The sequence below is a fragment of the Acinetobacter rudis genome (genome assembly GCF_031157835.1).
In the GTDB taxonomy this organism is placed as follows: Bacteria; Pseudomonadota; Gammaproteobacteria; order Pseudomonadales; family Moraxellaceae; genus Acinetobacter; species Acinetobacter rudis_A.
Genome location: NZ_JAVIDR010000001.1, coordinates 123,590 through 144,372 on the forward strand (window position 1 = coordinate 123,590; position 20,783 = coordinate 144,372).

At 38.7% G+C, this 20,783-nt stretch carries 18 protein-coding genes; 5 read left to right on the plus strand and 13 right to left on the minus strand.

What is annotated here, in order from left to right; all coding sequences use genetic code 11:
* The first annotated feature begins 220 nt into the window (after nt 1-220).
* The 4 genes from RFH42_RS00570 to RFH42_RS00585 all read left to right on the plus strand — a co-directional run bounded on the left by RFH42_RS00570 (nt 221) and on the right by RFH42_RS00585 (nt 4,320).
* Nucleotides 221-916 (plus strand): VIT1/CCC1 transporter family protein, encoded by a 696-nt coding sequence (locus RFH42_RS00570; protein WP_308973587.1) that lies wholly within the window; start codon nt 221-223, stop codon nt 914-916.
* Nucleotides 917-1,132: 216 nt separating this feature from the next.
* On the plus strand, nt 1,133-2,002 hold the full coding sequence (locus tag RFH42_RS00575; RefSeq protein ID WP_308973588.1) for an alpha/beta hydrolase: 870 nt from the start codon (nt 1,133-1,135) through the stop codon (nt 2,000-2,002).
* A 299-nt stretch (nt 2,003-2,301) separates the two neighbouring features.
* Nucleotides 2,302-3,342 carry an NAD(P)H-dependent flavin oxidoreductase gene (locus RFH42_RS00580; RefSeq protein WP_308973589.1) on the plus strand — a complete coding sequence of 347 codons (1,041 nt, stop codon included), beginning with the start codon at nt 2,302-2,304 and terminating at the stop codon, nt 3,340-3,342.
* Between the two features lie 114 nt (nt 3,343-3,456).
* Nucleotides 3,457-4,320, plus strand: coding sequence for a DMT family transporter (locus tag RFH42_RS00585; protein ID WP_308973590.1), 864 nt, complete (start codon nt 3,457-3,459; stop codon nt 4,318-4,320).
* Between the two features lie 147 nt (nt 4,321-4,467).
* On the opposite strand, the gene RFH42_RS00590 is transcribed toward RFH42_RS00585, so the two are convergent.
* Together RFH42_RS00590 and RFH42_RS00595 are read right to left on the minus strand one after the other, a co-directional pair.
* Entirely contained in the window at nt 4,468-5,424 is a 957-nt protein-coding gene (locus tag RFH42_RS00590; RefSeq protein WP_308973591.1) for a p-hydroxyphenylacetate 3-hydroxylase reductase component, read from the minus strand.
* A 149-nt stretch (nt 5,425-5,573) separates the two neighbouring features.
* Nucleotides 5,574-6,362 carry an AraC family transcriptional regulator gene (locus tag RFH42_RS00595; protein ID WP_308973592.1) on the minus strand — a complete coding sequence of 263 codons (789 nt, stop codon included), beginning with the start codon at nt 6,360-6,362 and terminating at the stop codon, nt 5,574-5,576.
* 157 nt (nt 6,363-6,519) lie between these two features.
* On the opposite strand from RFH42_RS00595, the gene RFH42_RS00600 reads away from it, so the two are divergent.
* Nucleotides 6,520-7,755, plus strand: a complete 1,236-nt coding sequence (locus RFH42_RS00600; RefSeq protein WP_308973593.1) for an MFS transporter — start codon at nt 6,520-6,522, stop codon at nt 7,753-7,755.
* A gap of 119 nt (nt 7,756-7,874) precedes the next feature.
* On the opposite strand, the gene RFH42_RS00605 is transcribed toward RFH42_RS00600, so the two are convergent.
* The 11 genes from RFH42_RS00605 to RFH42_RS00655 form a co-directional block, all read right to left on the minus strand.
* Nucleotides 7,875-9,362 carry an aldehyde dehydrogenase family protein gene (locus RFH42_RS00605; protein ID WP_308973594.1) on the minus strand — a complete coding sequence of 496 codons (1,488 nt, stop codon included), beginning with the start codon at nt 9,360-9,362 and terminating at the stop codon, nt 7,875-7,877.
* A gap of 130 nt (nt 9,363-9,492) precedes the next feature.
* Entirely contained in the window at nt 9,493-10,776 is a 1,284-nt protein-coding gene (locus tag RFH42_RS00610) for a hypothetical protein (RefSeq protein WP_308973595.1), read from the minus strand.
* Between the two features lie 61 nt (nt 10,777-10,837).
* Nucleotides 10,838-13,141 carry a primary-amine oxidase gene (gene tynA / locus RFH42_RS00615; RefSeq protein WP_308973596.1) on the minus strand — a complete coding sequence of 768 codons (2,304 nt, stop codon included), beginning with the start codon at nt 13,139-13,141 and terminating at the stop codon, nt 10,838-10,840.
* 296 nt (nt 13,142-13,437) lie between these two features.
* Nucleotides 13,438-14,352, minus strand: coding sequence for a transcriptional regulator FeaR (gene feaR / locus RFH42_RS00620; protein ID WP_308973597.1), 915 nt, complete (start codon nt 14,350-14,352; stop codon nt 13,438-13,440).
* Between the two features lie 127 nt (nt 14,353-14,479).
* Nucleotides 14,480-15,436: a p-hydroxyphenylacetate 3-hydroxylase reductase component gene (locus RFH42_RS00625; RefSeq protein WP_374990797.1), complete on the minus strand. Its 957-nt coding sequence runs from the start codon at nt 15,434-15,436 to the stop codon at nt 14,480-14,482.
* A gap of 64 nt (nt 15,437-15,500) precedes the next feature.
* Complete coding sequence (locus RFH42_RS00630; RefSeq protein ID WP_308973598.1) at nt 15,501-16,454, minus strand: PDR/VanB family oxidoreductase; 954 nt, start codon at nt 16,452-16,454, stop codon at nt 15,501-15,503.
* Between the two features lie 34 nt (nt 16,455-16,488).
* Nucleotides 16,489-17,226 carry an SDR family NAD(P)-dependent oxidoreductase gene (locus tag RFH42_RS00635; RefSeq protein WP_308973599.1) on the minus strand — a complete coding sequence of 246 codons (738 nt, stop codon included), beginning with the start codon at nt 17,224-17,226 and terminating at the stop codon, nt 16,489-16,491.
* Between the two features lie 9 nt (nt 17,227-17,235).
* Entirely contained in the window at nt 17,236-17,721 is a 486-nt protein-coding gene (locus RFH42_RS00640) for an aromatic-ring-hydroxylating dioxygenase subunit beta (RefSeq protein ID WP_308973600.1), read from the minus strand.
* A 10-nt stretch (nt 17,722-17,731) separates the two neighbouring features.
* On the minus strand, nt 17,732-19,009 hold the full coding sequence (locus RFH42_RS00645) for an aromatic ring-hydroxylating oxygenase subunit alpha (RefSeq protein ID WP_308973601.1): 1,278 nt from the start codon (nt 19,007-19,009) through the stop codon (nt 17,732-17,734).
* A gap of 30 nt (nt 19,010-19,039) precedes the next feature.
* Entirely contained in the window at nt 19,040-19,567 is a 528-nt protein-coding gene (locus RFH42_RS00650; protein WP_308973602.1) for a nuclear transport factor 2 family protein, read from the minus strand.
* Between the two features lie 39 nt (nt 19,568-19,606).
* Entirely contained in the window at nt 19,607-20,773 is a 1,167-nt protein-coding gene (locus RFH42_RS00655) for an acyl-CoA dehydrogenase family protein (RefSeq protein ID WP_308973603.1), read from the minus strand.
* Nucleotides 20,774-20,783: the final 10 nt, after the last annotated feature.

A 20,783-nucleotide genomic window follows, 5' to 3' on the forward strand; every position in this document is an offset into this window, starting at 1 on the left:
AACTGTTTCAGATTGAAAATGATAATAAAAATCGATAATATTTTTCTAACAGATAAATAAAAATCAATATCATCATTATTTAAAAACAATGTTCATTATCAAAAACCTCATTAAAATAAAAATAATGAAAATACATTTTAAAAATAAATTTATATATTGAATATTGATCTACAATTACGTTAAATTATCCACTCCATTATCTCTTCCAATTGGATTAAATATGCATCCACATCATCATGAACATCATTATATTCATCGCTCTGGTTGGTTACGTGCTGCTGTATTGGGAGCAAATGATGGGATTATTTCTGTCACAAGTTTAGTGATGGGTATGGCTGCCAGTGGAGCGAGTACTGAAGTCTTACTCATTAGTTGTGTTGCTGGCCTTATCTCTGGTGCAAGCTCTATGGCTGCGGGAGAATATATATCTGTTAAATCACAATCAGATATTGAAGAAGCCGATCTCGCAATGGAAGCCCGCGAGCTGCACCGGAATCCTCATTACGAACTCAAAGAATTAACGCAAATTTATATTCAACGCGGACTTGATCCAGATTTAGCCCATCAAGTCGCAGTTCAACTTACTGAAAAAGATGCTTTAGAAGCACATGCTCGTGATGAAATTGGGATTAACGAAGCCACTGCTGCAAATCCACTACAGGCAGCTGGTTCATCTGCATTAGCCTTTACCCTTGGTGCGCTTCTCCCCATGTTTTCAATTCTAATCAGCCCAGAAGCCTATGTTTCATGGACAGTAATGATTGTGGGTGTGCTCTCTTTAGCAATTTTAGGTGCTGTATCAAGTTATTTTGCAGGTACATCAATGTTAAAAGGAAGCTTTCGCGTAACGCTTTGGGGCATTATCGCCATGGCCTTCGCAACTTGGATTGGCTCGTTATTTAACGTCTCTGTGTAATGTATAGCATCATCTAACTCGGCTTATTTTTAATATTTAAGCCGAGTTTTATATCATCTGGCTTATTTGATTTACTTTAAGCACCACTAAATATTGCCTTCCCAAAATAAATTAAAAAAATAAGACTAATTTACGAAGTTGATTTTAAACACACTACAATAGATAATGATTCTCATTTTAAATAACATGCTTTTCCAACTTGTTACGACTATGACCATGCTTAAAAAAACCTTACTTTCTCTCACACTTTGTCTTGGTCTTAGCCAAGTCTCCACCACAGTTTTAGCAAACCAGAATATTCAACTGGGTGAAAGCTATACGCTTCCTTCAACTGTGCTAAAAGAACAACGAGAGGTACAAGTTTATCTTCCCTCAAGCTATACACGTTATTCTACGCAGCGTTATCCCGTAATCTATCTTTTAGATAGTGAAAGTAACTTTCACTATCTCACGGCGATTGTTGAAAAACTATCTAAATCACCTTATCCAGCTATTCCGGAAATGATTATTGTTGGGATTGTAAATACAGATCGTTCACGAGACCTTACCCCAAGTGTGCAAAAAACTGACTCTCTTGCTGGTAGAAAAATTGAAGGGAAAACAGGAGGCAATGCTGCATTCTTTAAATTTCTAGAAACAGAATTAATGCCAGATATTACCCATAAATACCGTAGTAACGGTTTTAACATTATGATTGGCCATTCCTTTGGAGGAATCACTGCACTCAATCACATGATAAGTAGTGAAAAAAGCATGCAGGCCTACATCGTACATGATCCGAGCATCTGGTGGGATAACGAAATGATGCTTAAAACATTTCAAAATGCTAATAATACAAAAATGCAGAATAAACAGTTATTTCTCAGTCAGGCAGGTATTAGTACTCAACAAAATGGTGTAGATCAACACGATGATGCAATTCAAAAAATGCATCAATATTTTAGTGGGCAGCAACAACATCACTTGAACTATAAGTTTGTACGTTATGAGGATGAAAATCACGGTTCAGTCACCATGAAGGGCAATTTAGATGGTTTAAGATTTATATTTGAGGATATGCAACTCAATATTAAAGCGGTAGCCTAGAACCCTAATTTAGTCAAACAACACTATGCCCAATTAAGTCAAAAACTTGGGTTTGAAATACAGCCCAGTGAACCCTATTTAGATGCCGTACTGAGCTATTTAAAGCGTGAGCATCAACAACAGGCTGTACAACAATTTCAAGCTTATATGAATTCTATTTATCCTAAAAAACCAATCTAATACACCCAGTAAAAATAGCAGTTTAAACATGTAATTCAAAAAAGAAATAATGATTATAATTTGCATGTTTAAGCTTGCTTAGCTAAGTTAAAGTCAACATAGCATCAAGGTAGATACTCATGGATCTGCTACAAAAACTTAAACTTCAACATCCCATTTTTCTTTCCCCAATGGCTGGAGTAAGTACTGCACAACTCGCTGCTGAAGTCTCAATGCAAGGTGCGTTGGGCTCACTCGGACTTGGTGCAAGCACTGTCGCCAGTGCACGTGAACAAATTTTAGCAACACAGAAAATTTGCGATGGGCCACTGCATTTAAACTTTTTTTGTCATCAAACGGTCTCCCCTGACCCAGTCAGTATGCAAAACTGGATTAATACACTCAAACCTGCTTTCGAAAAATTTTCAGCAACTCCACCAAAGCAGCTCAACTGTATTTATCCTAGCTTTCTTGACAACGATGATTTCCTTGAGCTCGTATTAGAAACACGCCCAACGCTGGTGAGTTTTCACTTTGGTATACCTCATCCTCATCAAATTCAGGCTCTTAAACAAGCAGGGATTTTAACAATGGTCAGTGCAACCAACTTGGTTGAAGCACAACTGATTGAACAAGCAGGAATTGATATCATCAATGCCCAAGGTATTGAAGCAGGTGGGCATCGTGGTTGTTTTAACCCTGAAATAGATGCTGCCATTAGAACAGCAGACTTAGTCAAACTCATCAAAGCACATTGCACATGTCCTATCGTTGCTGCGGGTGGGATTATGAATGGGCAACACATTCGCCAAATGTTAGACATCGGTGCATCTGCCGTACAAATGGGTACAGCGTTTTTGGTTGCCAAGAATTCTAATGCCCATGCAAAATACCGTGAAGCACTGCTGCAACAACAAACGACACAAATTAGTTCAAGCATCTCAGGCCGCCCTGCACGTGCATTATTGCAACATTGGCATCGTGAAATTGATCTTCCTAGTCGCCCAGATGTTGCACCTTACCCTTATGCTTATGATATTGCTAAACAATTACACAGTGTTGCCAGCCAACATGGTGATCATGGCTATGGCGCATTTTGGGCTGGTGCAAATGTTGCTCAAATTCGTGATTTAGATTGTGCTGAACTGATTCAGCAGCTTTTACTTGAGATGGCCAATTAGAAATCACTCTAAAAAACAGCACGTTAATCTAATATTTTAGAACAGTAATAGCGTGCTGTTTTTATTGATCAATTTTCGATACAGTAGGTTTATCCTTTTAAACCACTTACCGTCATGAATACTCAACTTGCTAATCGACTCAGTACCATTAGTTTTGTCGGCCTGTGGGGAAGTGCTGCAATCTTTAGTAAATGGGGATTAGAACATGGACATGCTGTACCACTGTTAATCTTTCGTTACGCCATTGCTATTATTGCACTAATTGCCTTTTGTATTTATAAAAAGCAGCACTTCTTTCCGCAACATACACCTTGGCCTTATGTCGCAGCTACAGGTTTTTTACTCATTGGGTGTTATTCACTATTTTACTTTTTTGCATTGCAATATGGTATTTCACCAGGATTGCTGGCTACTATACTGGCATTACAACCCATCTTGACTTTTTTCATTACAGAAAAACAATTCTCAAAAATTAAATTGTCAGGACTGTTACTTAGTTTTCTTGGCATTATTTGTTTGGTATACACCAGTCTTTTTATTAAACAACTGTCATTTTTATCAATTGGTTTTGCTTTAATTTGTCTTTTTGCCATTACGATTGGGGCAATTATGCAACGCAAAATTAAAGAGAATCCAGTACAAATTATGCCATTACAGTATTTAGTTGCATTGATTGGTTTTGCCTTAGTTATACCGTTGCAAGGTTTTGAGTTTGAAATGAACATCGGTTTTTGGATGCCGACTATTTGGTTGGGTCTCGTGATTTCAGTTATTGCACAATTATTGTTTTATTATCTTTTACAGTCAGGCAATGTTGTCAATGTCACTTCACTCTTTTACTTAGTTCCTGTTGTAACATTAATCCTAGATTACCTAATCTTTAGTTCAACACTATCTGGTTTTGACTATATGGGGATTTGTGCAATTTTGGCTGGGGTCTACTTGGTTTATCGTCCAACGAAAAGCACAGTAAATTAAAAGCATTTATATGGCTCCTCCCATACATCAACAACAATTTAACAGCACGAGGAGGTGGAGTGTGCTTTCAATCCTCTTCCACCTCACCGCATGAACTTTAATTAAATATCCCATTTAACCATAGTTAAACATTGCCCTGCGTGGTGATCACATCGCGATTAGATCTTGCAAAATACGTTTAAAATCTTCACATTGCTGCGCATTATATTGAGAAAAAACGCGTTGTTGATGCTGTTCAGCTAAACTCAATAAGGCATGTGCCGCCTGTTGCCCTTGCACTGTTAAGGTAAATATATTTTGCTCTACTCTCAACAAAGCTTGCTCAGTAAGCATGGTGCTAGCTTGCTCAATTTCATGTCTAGGAATTGCAGCCTCTGCAATAATTTCAGGTAAAGTCAACGTGGTTTTCTCATATAAAATCATCAGCAACCTTGCTTCACTGGTTCTAAAACCACTAGATAATTGCAAAGGAAGATAATCATTTTGATAAGCGCGTACCGCTTGAGTTAACAAATAATAAATATTTTGTTGTAAGCGCTGCTGTGGGGCATGCTCTTGTTTTTGTTCCGACACCAATGCCTGTGGTTTTAAGCTTGGATGTGGCATTACAGCCGAATAAGCACCTTGATGGTACAATAAAGGCGCTCGACCATAATCAGCAAAACGTAATACACGTCCTAAGATAATCCAATGATCTCCCCCATCATGTATTGCGTATTTTTCACATTCAAACGTTGCTGAACAATGTGGCAGTAAAGGCGCTTGGCCATAGCCAGTATCAAAAGCAATGCCCGCAAACTTATCTTCACTACGACGTGCAAAATGGTTAGACAAATGAATCTGGGTCGCCGATAAAACATTAACAGCAAAATGACTGGCTTCGGCAAAGATACGATAACTCGCAGAGTTCTTATCAATACTCCACAAAATCAATGCAGGATCTAAAGACACAGAATTAAAACTATTTGCGGTCATACCAACACGTTCGCCTTGACTATTTTGAGCTGTCATGATGGTGACACCTGTAGCAAAATTACCCAAAGCTCTACGAAGTTCTTTACTGTCAATCAAGTCTACGATTTCCATTGTTTTGGTGTTGTCCATGATACCCACTACATGAAAGACATCATAGTGTAAGCTAAATAAATTTCTATCCAATATAAATGAGAAAGTAGCTATAACATAAGCTAGTTCACTCATTCTTCACTCTACAAACTGATCTATTCTATATTTAGAAAAACACGAATCTTAGCTCACTTAGAATCAATCTGATCACCAATATATTGGCTGGGTGAAGCACCTAAAGCACGTCGAAAAGATAGCGTAAAAGCACTGGTGCTGCTGTAGCCTAATTCAATTGCAATCTGTGTTACAGATTCACCCATGCTCAACCGTGTAAGTGCAGCAAGTAGACAAGCCTGTTGTCTCCATTGCCCAAAACTCATTCCTGTTTCTTTTCGAAATAGTCGAGTAAAGTTGCGACGACTCATTCCCACTTGTTTAGATACCAACTCTAGATTTGCATCCAAACTGGGTGACTTTAGTAATTCACGACAGAGCTTAGCTAACCGTGGCTCCTGTGGTAATGGTGCATTAAGTGGTAAATGCGGCATTAAAGCAATTTCAGCAATGACCAATTGCATAAGATGTTCATTATGCCCACCTAATGGATACTCTGCAGGTAAATCTACTGCTGTAGATAACAGCTCATGTAGTAACGGTGAAACTGCAATTACCGTACAATAATTTGGTAACCCTGCATCTTGTGCTGCCTTCGGTAAAATATAAGCATTGCGTGTTTTCGTAATACCATCCATATGAACTTCATGTTCAACCCCAGCAGGTATCCATAAAGCACGATGCGGCGGAACGACCCAACTGCCTGTATGCGTCGTTACCGTTAGTACACCCGTGATCGCATATAAACATTGACCACGCATATGATGATGTTTAGCCAGCACAAATCCATCTGCATAATCATTTCCTGTAGCGATGACATTTCGTGGCACATTTTCATGATCATTGATTTGAACATTGCGCATGTTCACCTCAAAAAATGGCTCAAATTCGACAATATTTGACCCAATAAAGATTGTGGGTCGAAATTTGATAGTCTAGGATAATACCCCTCAAACCACAACCCTCTTCATTTGGACCATCGATTGAAGTCTCTAAGCACTTCATTTCTGGAAATAAGTTATGTCTAGTGATACCTTAAATGAGAATCAATCACTCACTGATTCTAGTCTTCAATCCAATCATCCACCACAGAAATTTTTACTTCATGTTGTAGGTGCAGTTGCTTTTGCTCACTTACTCAATGACTCTATTCAAGCCATTATCACTGCTAGCTACCCAATGCTAAAGTCAGCGTTTAGCTTAAATTTCACACAGATTGGTTGGATTGCACTGATCTATCAACTCACAGCATCCTTATTACAACCATGGATTGGTTTATATACAGATAAGCATCCAAAACCGTATTTATTGCCTGTCGGTATGGTCATTACCCTACTTGGGATTGCCCTCATGGCCTTTGCAACTAATTTTTCAATGCTTCTTATTGCCGCAGCGCTGATTGGTGTGGGTTCATCTACCTTTCATCCTGAAGCATCTCGTATTGCACGCTTGGCCTCTGGAGGTCGTTTCGGTACAGCTCAATCGCTGTTCCAAGTTGGAGGGAATACGGGTTCAGCACTCGGCCCTTTATTGGCCGCAGCAATTTTAATTCCCAATGGACAATATGCTTTTGCTTGGTTTATTTTACTGGCTGGATTGGCTGTGTGGGTCTTACTTCGTGTTACACGGTGGCGCATTACTCATGCCTCAGCGCTACTAGCAGCAAGTGCTAAACGCAGTGTATCAGTTTTAAATCCTAAACAGATTACGCGTGCCATCATCGTCATTTGCATACTCTTATTTGCAAAATTTATCTACATTGCTGCGATTAGTAACTATTTTACTTTTTATTTGATTGAACGTTTCCAGCTTTCAATTCAAACTTCACAACTTTATTTATTTGCCTTTTTAGGTTCAGTTGCTTTAGGAACCTTTTTTGGCGGTCCAATTGGCGATCGTATTGGACGTAAAGCTGTCATTTGGGTTTCGTTTTTGGGTGCTATTCCTTTTGCGCTAATGTTACCGTATGCCAACTTAACCTGGACTGCTATTTTGGTTATGTTTGTTGGGCTTATTATTTCTTCTGCCTTCTCTGCTTTAGTGGTTTATGCTCAAGAAGCCATGCCTGGCCGTGTTGGTATGATCTCAGGTGTCATGTTTGGTTTGATGTTTGGTATTAGTGGTCTGGGTGCCGCTGGTCTAGGTCACCTTGCAGATCTCTATGGTATTCATTGGGTTTATCAGCTCTGTTCATTTTTACCCTTACTGGGCTTAGTCACCTTTTTACTTCCCGATACTCGGGCCAAACAAGCCTAGTATCATTACGATATTTCAATCTAAAAGATAAACTCTCTCTAAAAAATACAGCCCTGCATATTGATCAGGGCTGTTTGATGAGTAAAGATCTATTCAAACTTTAAAGTATAGTGTTCAATTTAATAACGTATCATCACAGACTTTAATTCAGTGTAATCTTCAATAAATGCATCTGAAAACTCACGTCCCAGTCCTGATGCCTTCACGCCACCAAAAGGTACAGCAGGATCAAGGAAAGTATGCATGTTCACCCATACTGAACCTGCTTCAATTTTTGGAATCAAACGCAGAGCCTTGGCCAGATCATTTGTCCAAATACTTGCAGTTAAACCAAAACGAAAGTGATTCATCATTGAAATTAACTCTTCATCATGTTCAAAAGTAATTACACTCACCACAGGACCAAATGTTTCTTCCATAAAAAGTGGATCTTCAACACTAGTAACCTTTAACAAAGTGGGTTCTACAAAATATCCTGTCCCAGCGTGGACCTTACCACCACAAATCACTTGCTGTTTATTTTGCGCCATCTCAAGATATTGTTTGACCTTTTCAAAATGGACCTTATTTGATAATGGGCCAAACATCGTGGACTCGTCTAAAGGAGAACCCATTTTAATTTGTTGCATAGCCACTGTAATTTTTTCAATAAATTCATCATATTTAGATTGGTGAACAAAGAAACGTTCAGGTGCTGCACAAACCTGACCTTGATGTACAAAAGTAGCTTGTAACAAGGTTGGTAGTAATGCATCAATATCTGCATCTGCACATATGGCAGCAGCATTTTTTCCACCAAGCTCTAAACTCACTCGGGTTAAATCATTACACATAGCACGCTGGCCAATCGCAATACCTGTTGCGACAGATCCCGTAAAAGAAACTTTTTTTATCTTTTTAGCATCTATTAAATATTGACCGGTTTGCCCTGCACCAGTTACCACATTAATGACTCCAGCGGGAATACCAGCCTCTATTGCTAATTCTGCTAAACGCAATAATGATAATGTCGTAAACTCACTTGGTTTCAGCACAATCGTACAACCAGTTGTTAATGCTGAACCAATCTTCCAACAACCAATCATTAAGGAAAAGTTCCACGGTACAATTCCCGCAATAACACCAATAGCTTGGCGCATTGTGTAAGCTGTATATTGCTCACCTTGCATTGATGGAATTGATGGGGTCATGGTTTGTCCATGAATTTTCGTTGCCCAACCAGCAAAATAACGAAGAAAGACAATTGTTTGAGCAACTTCTAAATGTCGTGACAGTTGAATCAGTTTCCCTGTAGTTAAACTCTCTAATTGGGCAAACTCTTCTGCATGTTGTTCAACCAAATCTGCGAGTTTAAGTAGTTTTTGCCCACGTTCATAAGGTGAAGTATTGGCCCAAACCGTATGAAAAGCCTGTTCTGCACTTTGGACAGCGGCTTCTACTTCCTGTTTAGTGGCAACTGCTATCGTGGCAACGGATTGTTCAGTTGCTGGATTAATAATATGAATTCGTTCTGAAGATGCAGCTTTAACCCATTCACCTTGTATAAAGTGTCCATGTTGACGTGCCATAAATTGCTGCACGCTTGCTAAAATTTGTACATCACTCATTTACTGCTCCTTAATTTTTACATTGAATCGTCAACAACTAGACACCGAAATTTAAAATATAGTCAGTACTACACTTAGCCATCATGATTGCGATTAGATGGATGTTCCTACTCGCTATGACCAGTTAGACTTAGTAGGTGTATTGCAACAATAATTGTGTGTAGCTATTTAATTTATGATCAAAAAGCTGTGAACCACCCTGCTCCATACCTTTATCTGCTTTATAAAAACCAATCAGCGGAACCACTTGTATATGCTTTGTTGGCGACCAAACTGAATAGAAATCAAGCTCATAACTACTTAAATCTTGTACAGATTTTTTAAGCGTTTCAAAGCGGTAAGCAAAAGCACCAAACATTAAGTTTTCTAGGGGTTTAATCGAAAATGATAGTTGATGAACCTGAGTGTTTTTATTGTTGGGACCAGCATAGTTACCAGCCACCTCTCCTTGGATCCATCCCCCTAATCCAACGGTATTGCCATAAAACATGGGATCATAATGTTCAGAATAATGACTAAAGCGATACCCCCATTCAGCTGAATGTGGCGAATGAGGTACTTGATAATTGAACGCAAGATACGCTGCATTTTCATTGGATTGAGCATTATCTTGATACACCACTTCCCCTTTTAGCTGAAAATCAGGATTAAAATGATATTGCCCACGCAATGCATAATTTTTTAAATGTGCTCGGCGCGTTTGCTGCAAAGGATCATCTACATCTATCACTCCTAGATAACTTCCCCCCACAGCAAATTTATCTTGCTGATATAAAGCATCGGCCACAAATAACTCAGCATCATACTGGGCTTTATTATTTGATTTTAAATAATATAATCCTGTGGTTAGGTTCTCTACTGGGCGGTACTGGACAACAGCACTAAAATCAAAAGCTTTCCTTGGTGCTAAATAATAAGCACCACCTCTATCGAGTGAACCATCAGCAGCAGCACGCCCTAAATTAACTGCATCTCCAGCTACCATAAATCCATCGCCTACAACAATATTTTGTCGGCCTAACGAAACATTGTAATGCTCATACGCTTGCTCAGCTGGTGTATCCTTTAAGCCAAGTGACCATTCTCCAATATTATTTCGTCGCTCATGCCCATTACTCACATGACTTGCATCACCATCACCAAAAGTTGCGGTACTGGTTGCAATCACACTGCCATATACAGCATGTTGATTAAAACTGGCATTTGCTTTTAGACCATAACTTGCAGCAAGTTCTTGCCAAGTTGTACTGGACTGTTGTACCTCAGGATTGGCATAACTTTTTTGACTATGAAATATTCCATAACTCACATCTAGATAAGGTTGAATGTGGTAATCGACTTCCGTTGCCGCTTGAATATCTGACCAGAAAAATGAGCATAGCAAGGCCAGAGCTGTTTGTTTGAACAACTTCATTGCTTTAATCCCTTTGATAAGTTGGGGTGAACATCCCTATTCACCCTGAACGGATAGGCCTTTAATGGTGGCCTTGTGATGTTTTGTCTTTCTCGTTTTCAATATTTAACGTGGGTGTCTGATCAAAGAAATTCCACGGTTTTAACAGAGTATTGACCCATTCTGTTGGCATAATTGGCCATTCTTCAGCACGTGCCACATGTGTTGTTCCTGTGGTTAACCATACAACCAAGTCTTTATTTTCAATGCTTTGGTTATTATTGATAAATTGAGCAAGCCCAGTATCATGCGTTGAACGATTAGAATACTTACCTTCTGGATAACGTTCATCTGGATGATATTGAGTAACCCAAATTTGTTTATCCATAAAGTTAAGTCGTTTAAACAACCACTCATCAGGACTAAATTGGGCACCTTTGGCAATAGGATGCGTTCCTCCAGCAAATGGAATCAATTGATAAGATACTGGATTACCCATTCGATTTTCTTTATTCAAGTTACTGATCAGACGAATTGTTGATGGATCAAATTTCTCCGCAGCATTCTTTTCATTATCAATAACTTTACTATCAATTTGCATACTACTACTGCGAACACCACCATCTGTTGTTGCTTTAATGACTGGGTCCATATGCACAAAGCTATTTTCACTTCCATCAATATCTAAATCTAACCGATAGTTATAAATATGTTGATGGGTCGTACCCACAATATTATGATCAATCAATGTTCCATACTTCGTATCTTCTTTTGCTGTAGGATCATGCATGGTTCTTGCCTTAACGCCTTTTACTGCCTCAATCCCTGTTGCTCCAGCATTAATACCAATAACACCATTTTGTGCAAAAACCCAATCAAACATATAATCATAATTTCCGACAGTACTAATCCAGCGCACAACCAATTCACGGCGTTCCTCACTGGCATCTTGATCGCCAAAAATCTCCTTATGCTTATATTCTGGCCCTGCATAACGCTCAAATACTGCAATGGCATTCGGAATAACTTGTGGCTGACCTTTATAATCAGCAATTACTGCATCTAAAATGACTGCATTATCGGGGGCATCTTTTCCAATATGAATTGGTGATGTAAGCGTCCCCATACCATATTCACCAGAATCTAAATACGATTTAAAATACCAACCCAGCTCAGGATCACCATAAGGTACGACCATTCCCCCCAAGCTGCCCTCATACATGACCTTTCTTTTGACACCTTTGTCTTTATAAGTCACAGTCGAAAGCTGTAGTCCCACACGTGAATCTAAAGCAATATGGAAACACCAATTTCCCCAATGTACAGTTTGACCAGAAATTGAAAAGTTTTTACCTTCTGGCTCAATAATATTGAGTGGCTTAACAGGTTTCTTCGTATTTTTACTCATATATGGTCTTTCAGTCATTGGAACTGGAATTAAAGCAGCTTCTTCAATGCGAATTACTTTTTTCTGATTTAGATCAACCACAGCAACTAAATTTTCAATGGGATGCGCCCAGTAATTACCATCCCCAATATCAAGATACGATACCACCTTTAAAACGTTAAGCTCTTTATTTAAACCATCTTTACCGCCAAAGTATCCAACAGTGAGAGGATTAGCAATCACCTTGGTCACATCGTTAATACCTCGTTTCTTCAGCGCCTTTTTGTAGTCTTCACTATTTTCAATTGCCTTTTGTACTGTTTCAAAATCATCAAGCAAAATCATTCCATGCGTATTCTCAAGCACTTTCCATTGAGTAACTTCTTTACGATTTAAATCGACCTCTCCTTCAATGGCCTGATTCCCTTTTAAGATATTAAAAGTAGCAATTCTATTTTCATTAAATGTCTTGCCATTAATAAAAAAGTCCCAAACTTTATCTTTATTGGGTTGTTTGAGTTTAAGTTCTGCGAATCGCATATTTGGATAGGCATATTGAGACTGTTGAATAATTTCATAGGCTGCTTTTAATTCAGCAGCACTTAGACTATTTAAAGGATGTGGAGCACTCTCCACCACAAATGTTTGATCTAAACCAGATTGAAATACTTCATTAATAAAATGAGTACTTACTACTGCTTGGCCGTTTTTCTCTAACAAAGGAACACTCAGTTTAAGCGCTTTACCATTAACCAAAACTGTATCTGAATTAGGTTTGGCACGAACAGTGAGGGAACCCTTAGAGATAATATAACTATTTGTAAAATCGTCCTTTTTAACCTGAGCACCAAAATCACTCATGTTTTGATATAAAGGAACCATTTCTGCAGCTTGTCCATGTGCATGTGCTTGCTGTTGTAATGCTAAAACTGCTGCAATTGCAGTCAAATTTAATCCAATCGCCTTCTTCACAGCTTTATATCGTTTATTCTGACGCATGGTTTACATCCTGTATTTTCGCATCCAATGACTGTCTTAAAGCCAATCGAAAAGTCCAACTTTTCTCAGATTAACTAATCAACTCGTTCTTTATTCAAAGCTGTATAAGCTACATATACAGCTTTGTATTTGATACGTTAATTTGATCACTTTTCAGACTTTACATTCTTGTCTATCAATGACCTCAATGCAGTCAAAACATGACATTTTACTAAGAGAGAACCATAGTCCAAGACCCCAATATTGAATACTCAATACGACAAGCAAAAAAACAGCAATTTTAAGCAAATATGCTTCTACTTTTCTGTTGCATCCCTAAATTTACTTGGTGAAATACCGTAAATACGTTTAAAAATTTTGGAAAAGTGAGCACTATCTGAGAATCCCCATTTAAGCGCAATTTCTGTAATAGACAGCTTTTTATTCTTCGCATCTTTAAGTTCAAACTGTATCTTTTCTAATCGCCTCATTTGGATATACTTATTTACAGATTGCTGTTCAAAAATAAATAGCCGATATAAATGCCTTAATGACACGCCTATATGGTCTGCAACAGTTTGTGGAGAAAGCTGTGTATGTGATAAATTTTCTAAAATAAAACGTTCCGCTTTTAGTTTTAATGAGTCTACAAACTGAGTATTTTTATAATGTATCGTTGGTTTAAGTAAAGCAATTAATGCATCTTCAAAAGCATTTCCATCTTCCTTGGCATACCAAACTTCAATATTATCTCTAGAAATTGTTTGCAGCATGTTTTTAAGTAAATGAGCACTCATGTTATGACTAATCAATTTACCAAAGTGTGCTGTAGTAATACCCTGTTTAAATAGCTTGTCACGAGAAAGATGTACTGAAATATGGCTAAATAAGCCCTGAGGATACATCGCTATATGTTCGTCAGAATCGAGTAATACTATATCGCCTTCACTTAAAAACAAAGTTTCATTGCGATATTTTAAAAGCATTCGCCCTGTATATTGTAAAATCAAAAAACAAAATTTATCTTTTACTCGATCCAAAATACCAGGATGTCTTTCAATAAAACTGGCATTACTTTTAATAAATGCAATTTCTGTGCTGCCGAGTAAAAAGGAGTTCACTTCACCAATAAACAAAGCACTCTGTCCATCAAATCGGGTTTCAAACTCACCACAAACCCCTTGAATATGCTGTGTCCATGTACTAATTTCATTTTGAATTACCTGTCTCACATCCATGTACCTCAACAGAAATAAATGAAAGCTTGAGTGGCTGCTTAGCAGTTACGCATCAATGTATCTGCTTAAACAGCCCTCGCTTAACAATAAATCACGTCCTTGATCAATTGCTTTTTTCAATTTATATAATACCGGCAATATCCTTTAAAATTTTAATAAAAATCTCTTGCTCACTTTCAGGATATTTTTCAAAAACTTCATTTTGATGGCTGTCTGCAATATCAAATAAATAGTGTGCCGTCTTTTTACCCTTTTCTGTCAATTTGAAAAAGCCATCTGCTTCAAGTAACAAACCATCTTGTTTAAGAATAGTTGCTGCTTGTTCTACTTCTTGCATTGGCATTGCAATATCTCGAGGTAAATCCGCTTTATTTGACGCTGTTCCACTGCCTAAAACCAATAACAAGCGTGCTTCACTGGTACGAAAACCAGTCACCAATTGCTTAGGAATATAATCAGTTTGATAAAACTTAAAAGCACGGCTCATTAAATAACATACATTACTATGCAAATGGCCTTGATGTAACTGACCAACATCTTCTTGTTCAACAGTATTTTTCAATTGCAATAAAGGATGTGGTATTACCCCCGAATAAGCCCCTTGATGATAAACCAGTGGACTACGTCCCTCATCATGGAAATTTACAACTTTTCCGATCATAATCCAGTGATCACCGCCCTCAATAATTTGATGACGTTCACATTCAAACACAGCTGAACAATGATCGAGTAATGGTGCTTGACCAGCCCCAAGTTGATAACTCGTTCCTTCAAATTTGTCGACATTACGGCGCGAAAATTTATTAGAAAGATCAATCTGTGAGCCAGATAAAATATTCACTGCAAAATGCGTTGCTTCTTCAAATACTGAGAAACTTGATGATTTTTTATCAATACTCCAAAGTATCAGCGGTGGGTCTAAAGACACAGAGTTAAAGCTATTTGCAGTTACTCCAACTTTTTCACCCTGAGCATTTTGCGCCGTAATAATTGTTACTCCTGTAGCAAAATTACCTAAAGCACGTCTAAACTGCATGGGATCTATAGTCATTCCATCCATTGATTTTAACGAATTCATTATTCACTCCTGAATTTATTTTCTACTATCCTGTGTTTGATATCGCCTCAAACAAATAAAGCATTTAAATATCTAAAACTAACCTTGCCGATTTTGAACGAGAACAACAGACCAATATTTGTTCGTTACTGATTTTTTCCTCATCAGTAAAATACACATCACGATGATCAGGCTCACCCTCAATCACATCACACATACAAGTCCCACAAACCCCTTGCTCACATGACATTTCAATCTCAATTCCTTCACGTGCTAAAGCATGTAAAATGGTTTCCTCAGCATGCACCAAAATAGTTTTTCCACTGCGCTGTGCCACCACTTCAAATGCATCACCACTGGTTTCAACATCGACTTGAAAGTGTTCTTTGTGAATTTGCTGCTCAGGAAAGTGCTGAGTGGTAGCTAAATTAATCATCCAATCCATAAAACCATTTGGGCCACAAGTATAGATGTGGCTATCTTTACGAATATCTTGAATGGCTGTTTGGAAAAACTCGCGATGATTTGCCCCTGCCGATTTAAAATGAAACCTTGTAAAAGCGCTTAATACACCCTTTTTTATTTCATCGACAAAAGCACATTGCTCAGGGCTTGTCCCACAGTAGTGCAACTCAAAAGATGCACCTTGGTGATATAACTGATAGGCCATGGTGATTAAGGGCGTAATGCCTATACCACCACCCACCAAAATGGTATGTGGAGATTGCAAAAGTGGAAATAAATTTTTCGGTTCACTCACTTGAAGCTGGCTACCCACCTTTAAGTCGTCAAAAGCACACACTGAACCACCACGAGACTCCGCATCTCGTAAAATTCCTAAACGGAATCGCCCTGTATCGTTTGGGTTCTGACAAAGTGAGTATTGTCGTACCATACCATTTGGCAAATGCACATCAATATGCGCTCCCGCTTCAACTTTTGGTAATGCCACTGGATCAGTTGACTCAAGTTCAATGACTGCAACATTTCCACCTTCAACATGATGGTTTCTGACAAGCACGTTATAAAGTATTGTCATGATTTATCTCCCTATTATGCGTTTAAGCAACGACTTAACGCATAAATAATCCACCGTTAATATCCCATGTGGCACCTGTTACAAATGCTGCATTGGGACTTGCCAATAGCACACAAGTTTCGGCAATGAACGTCATACTTCCCAAAGCTTTGACTGGAATATTTTGGATGAATTGTTCCATTTTCTCATCGGATACAACCTGATGTACGATTGGAGATTCCATTGGCCCTGGCGCAATGGCATTAACAGTCACACCTTTGGCAGCAAATTCTTTAGCAAAGATTTTAGTCAAAGTCACAATGGCTCCTTTAGTTGCTGCATAGTGAGCACCTGTTGCTGTTCCACCATTTTGTCCAGCTAAAGAGGCCATATTTATAATTCGACCATAGCCTTGATCTGCCATAAACTTGCCTAAAATTTGACAAGCTTGGAATGTGCCACGTTGATTAACCTGCGTTACCCAATCAAAGTCAGCAGCACTAATCTCTAATACTGGGGTTGCTTTGGTTACAGTGGCATTGTTAATGAGTACATCAAGCTTGGTAAATTTCTCTTTAATCCACTGCACAGCTGCATAAAAATCTGCCTCAACGGAGATATCAAGCTTCAACGCAAATATATTATCTGCGTAGGCACTACGAGATTTTGCATGTTCTGCTTTCTCCAATGTACTGGCTGAAACAATGACTTGATGCCCTTGAGCTGCAAAATACTCCGCAATTACATTCCCTAAACCAGACGCTGCACCTGTAACTAAAACGACTTGTTGCATCTTTCTCTCCTAAAGAATGTAACTAATACCCGCCAAAGTATCGGTCGAGTTTACTAAGTTGATAATTTTTCGATTAATTTTAAATCCTTGCTCTGCATCACGAAGCAAATAAAACGTCACATCGGCTGTATAATGTTTTATATTTTCCTTGCGAAATTCACGTAAATTTTGCGCACAACGTAGCACTACAACACCATCTTGATCTTGAATAATGCGTATACGAGAAACACTACGTACCGTATTGGCTCTTGGGGAAGTTGAAATCGCTTCACCATTTTCTAATCGTTGTACACGCAATTTACGCATATGGTCATTGTCATAAGCATAGTTCAAGTTGTTTTCATAATCGGTTAATGTGGGATCGATTGGTATGATATATATACCTTTTTCATCCCAGAGCTTAAGCCACTCATCATGCTCAGAATGATCCAACATGTCAGCTTCGGCCCAGATGAATGCTGTTACTTCATTGAGTAAATTTAAATCCATTTTCATTGTCTTCCCCTTAAGCCGTCATTAACTTTTTCCACTGCTGATAAGCAGCACGCATCCCAGTTTCAGCACTTACATCGCTTTTTAAGCCATCTTCGGTTTTCACTTCACTTGGTAGTCCACGATTCAACATAATCCATAAATCTTGGCCAGCATCAGCACCACGTTGTACTCGCTCCCACGCTTCTGCATCATCTGGCGTACCAAAGCCAAATGGGCCTTGAAAATGCTCATGTAAACGTAATCGATATTGGTTTGCAATTTGCGGACCGCCCTGCATCGTTATGACTGAATGATGGATTTCAGTTTCATCAACTGAAATAGGTTGCATCACACGGAAAAAAGCCATAGAACAAGCAATATTTGGAAATAAGTTCAGGTTGAAACCAGAACCACCTACTGCACGCACAATACGGCGAACTTCAAGCTCTCCATGACCTTCATCTCTTAAAGCCTGAGCAAGTTCCTCAAATCGCTCTTGGATTGGGCGCTCCATTAGTTCTTCTTCTAAATCGATTAATTCAGGAATCATGACCATCACACTGTGACCATTACCCAAATCTTCAACAAAACCTGGTTGATTTTCAAAGTTAAATAATTCTTCTGTCTTGTCATCAACGGAACTTAAGAATGATTTATGCACTAAAGGGAAATGGTAAGCATCTGTGGTATTTTCCAACTGAATTTTCCAGTTGCCAGGAAAACGGAAACGATGTTCACCCAAAACTTTGATTGGATAACCTGCACCTTGTTTCATGAACAAATCAATCCATTTTTTTGCAGCACCTAAGAAATCTTCTAAAGGTTCAATATCTTGTTTAAAGCTGGCAAAGATCATTCCATTATATTCTTCTACACGTAGACTAATTAAAGGAAATTCAGACTTATCAAGACATTCACCATAGCTCTCAGGTGATGGTACTCCACGTAGAGAACCGTCTAAAGCATAACTCCAGCCATGGTATGGACAAACAAAACTATTGGTCTTGCCTTTTTTATGCTCACAAACAGTCGCTGCACGATGTCGGCAACGATTTAATAAAACATGTACTTTTTTCTTACGATCCCGCACAACAACCACAGGTTGTTGACCAATATTTATGGTTTTATAACTACCACCTTCTGGAATTTCACTTGCATGTGCAACCCAAACCCAAGTGCTGTAATAGATTTTTTCCATTTCTTCATCAAAGATCGCTTTGTCCTTATATAAAGAAGTATGTACACGATCACTTTGAACTAACTCGTTGTAATCAATATCTATATTTTGCATGGGAATTATACTGTTCATATCAGTTATCCTTTTCAATCTATCCATAATTTATTGCTGAGACGGTACTGGCAATTCGGCTGTACTATCCCAATGCGAGATTGGGCGACTAAAAATGTTTTCAGTCTGAAAATGTTTGATCTTCCAACAACCATCTGTTTGTTGTTTAAACTGCACAATAAGTTTTGCAGCATTTAGGTGGCTCTGATTGTTCTGAAAACTTGAGGTTTGCAACATTAACCAAGTGCCATGAGCTTGATCCGCTTGAACATAAATTTGCTCTGAGCTGACAAAATGAGCATTCATCACAAAATGAGATTCTTGCTTGGTATAACTTTTGAACATGTCAAAAATAGCTTGCCAAGACTCATGACGACCAAAAGACTGGCGGTACTTATCACCTATCCCTTCCCAAATACTGTCCAAATCAAAAAGAGCCATTAATTCATTAAGATCTGTCTGCGCATTTAAACCATCACAAATTTCCATATAGCGATTTATACAGTTACGAATCGCATTTTGTGCTTCAAGCTGTTGTAATCTCTGTAAAAGGTTCTTTATATCAATTGGATCGTCCATATCATCTTTCTCTACATATGACTCACGCTAGCATTTGACTTACAAATAACCTGGAGTTGGTTTCATGCCGAAGCTGACTAAACCTGCATTTTGCAGCGTTGCATCCCCCATAAAGGCATGTTGAGTCACCACATTGCTGTCATTGACGAAACGACTAAAAGGATTATTCGTATAGATAGCGGTCATGCCTGCAAGCATCTGCATTTTTCGTGTCACTCGTGCGCACACCCGTGCAACATGAGTACATGACAAACGCATGTCGCTAATTTGTTCTGTAGTAGGCGTATGACCAGCAACAATACCGTCCCAAACTGTTTGCATCGTGTCATAAAACCAATGACGAGCCGCTTTAAATTCAGCCTCAGCTTGTGCAAACTCATACTGTGTAACAGGCCGCCCAGCAATTTCCGCACCACCCGTAATGGATGATTTTGCTGGAGCTAATTGTTGAAATTCTTCTAAAGCTGCAGCGGCAACACCAATACCCACAACAGTTAATACCTGTGTTGCCAATGACAATGAAGGATATTTAAAAAAAGGTTCTGGTCGTTTTGATGGCTCACCACGTACAAAGGTCCACTCTTTTTTTACGAGTACATCCTTCACAACTAAATCATGACTTCCAGTGCCTTTTAGCCCAACAGTATCCCAAGTCATTTCAATAGCAACTTCAGATGCAGGCATAACTGCCATCCGTGGTAGGCCTTGAGTTTCATTGTTTTTTTGCGGAGAAATTCCAACACCAACAATATCTGCCCCCATGCAACCACTCGAAAATTTCCAGCGCCCATTGACTATGACGCCATCTTTAGTCACTTCTGCGGGTTGCGGTGGGAATATTCCACCTGCAAAGACCAAATCTGGACTATCTTTATAGAGTTGTTCTAGTGTTGATTCAGGTAGGCTACCAAGATACGCAGGGCTCATACCAAAACTTGCAACCCAACCTACAGAACCATCTGCTTTAGAAAGCTTTTCAATCAATTCACAAAATTGTTTGGGTGACCATTCGTTCCCACCAAAACATTTGGGTACAAAAGCACGATAAACACCAATCTCTTTTAATTTATGAATGATGTCTTGACTCACATAGGCTTGCTGATCGAACTCACCACTACATGCACGTTGACGAATTTCCTGACACAAAGCTTCCAATTCAGTTGTATTACTGTCCATCACAAATTCCTTTGTAGATAAAGTATTCATTCCCTAATTC

Excerpts from the sequence above, each read along its gene's own strand:
- RFH42_RS00570 (WP_308973587.1), top strand. The coding sequence starts at position 221 with ATGCATCCACATCATCATGAACATCATTATATTCATCGCTCTGGTTGG.
- RFH42_RS00575 (WP_308973588.1), top strand. The coding sequence starts at position 1,133 with ATGCTTAAAAAAACCTTACTTTCTCTCACACTTTGTCTTGGTCTTAGC.
- RFH42_RS00580 (WP_308973589.1), top strand. The coding sequence starts at position 2,302 with ATGGATCTGCTACAAAAACTTAAACTTCAACATCCCATTTTTCTTTCC.
- RFH42_RS00585 (WP_308973590.1), top strand. The coding sequence starts at position 3,457 with ATGAATACTCAACTTGCTAATCGACTCAGTACCATTAGTTTTGTCGGC.
- RFH42_RS00590 (WP_308973591.1), bottom strand. The coding sequence starts at position 5,424 with ATGGACAACACCAAAACAATGGAAATCGTAGACTTGATTGACAGTAAA.
- RFH42_RS00595 (WP_308973592.1), bottom strand. The coding sequence starts at position 6,362 with ATGCGCAATGTTCAAATCAATGATCATGAAAATGTGCCACGAAATGTC.
- RFH42_RS00600 (WP_308973593.1), top strand. The coding sequence starts at position 6,520 with ATGTCTAGTGATACCTTAAATGAGAATCAATCACTCACTGATTCTAGT.
- RFH42_RS00605 (WP_308973594.1), bottom strand. The coding sequence starts at position 9,362 with ATGAGTGATGTACAAATTTTAGCAAGCGTGCAGCAATTTATGGCACGT.
- RFH42_RS00610 (WP_308973595.1), bottom strand. The coding sequence starts at position 10,776 with ATGAAGTTGTTCAAACAAACAGCTCTGGCCTTGCTATGCTCATTTTTC.
- tynA (WP_308973596.1), bottom strand. The coding sequence starts at position 13,141 with ATGCGTCAGAATAAACGATATAAAGCTGTGAAGAAGGCGATTGGATTA.
- RFH42_RS00625 (WP_374990797.1), bottom strand. The coding sequence starts at position 15,436 with ATGAATTCGTTAAAATCAATGGATGGAATGACTATAGATCCCATGCAG.
- RFH42_RS00630 (WP_308973598.1), bottom strand. The coding sequence starts at position 16,454 with ATGACAATACTTTATAACGTGCTTGTCAGAAACCATCATGTTGAAGGT.
- RFH42_RS00635 (WP_308973599.1), bottom strand. The coding sequence starts at position 17,226 with ATGCAACAAGTCGTTTTAGTTACAGGTGCAGCGTCTGGTTTAGGGAAT.
- RFH42_RS00640 (WP_308973600.1), bottom strand. The coding sequence starts at position 17,721 with ATGAAAATGGATTTAAATTTACTCAATGAAGTAACAGCATTCATCTGG.
- RFH42_RS00645 (WP_308973601.1), bottom strand. The coding sequence starts at position 19,009 with ATGAACAGTATAATTCCCATGCAAAATATAGATATTGATTACAACGAG.
- RFH42_RS00650 (WP_308973602.1), bottom strand. The coding sequence starts at position 19,567 with ATGGACGATCCAATTGATATAAAGAACCTTTTACAGAGATTACAACAG.
- RFH42_RS00655 (WP_308973603.1), bottom strand. The coding sequence starts at position 20,773 with ATGAATACTTTATCTACAAAGGAATTTGTGATGGACAGTAATACAACT.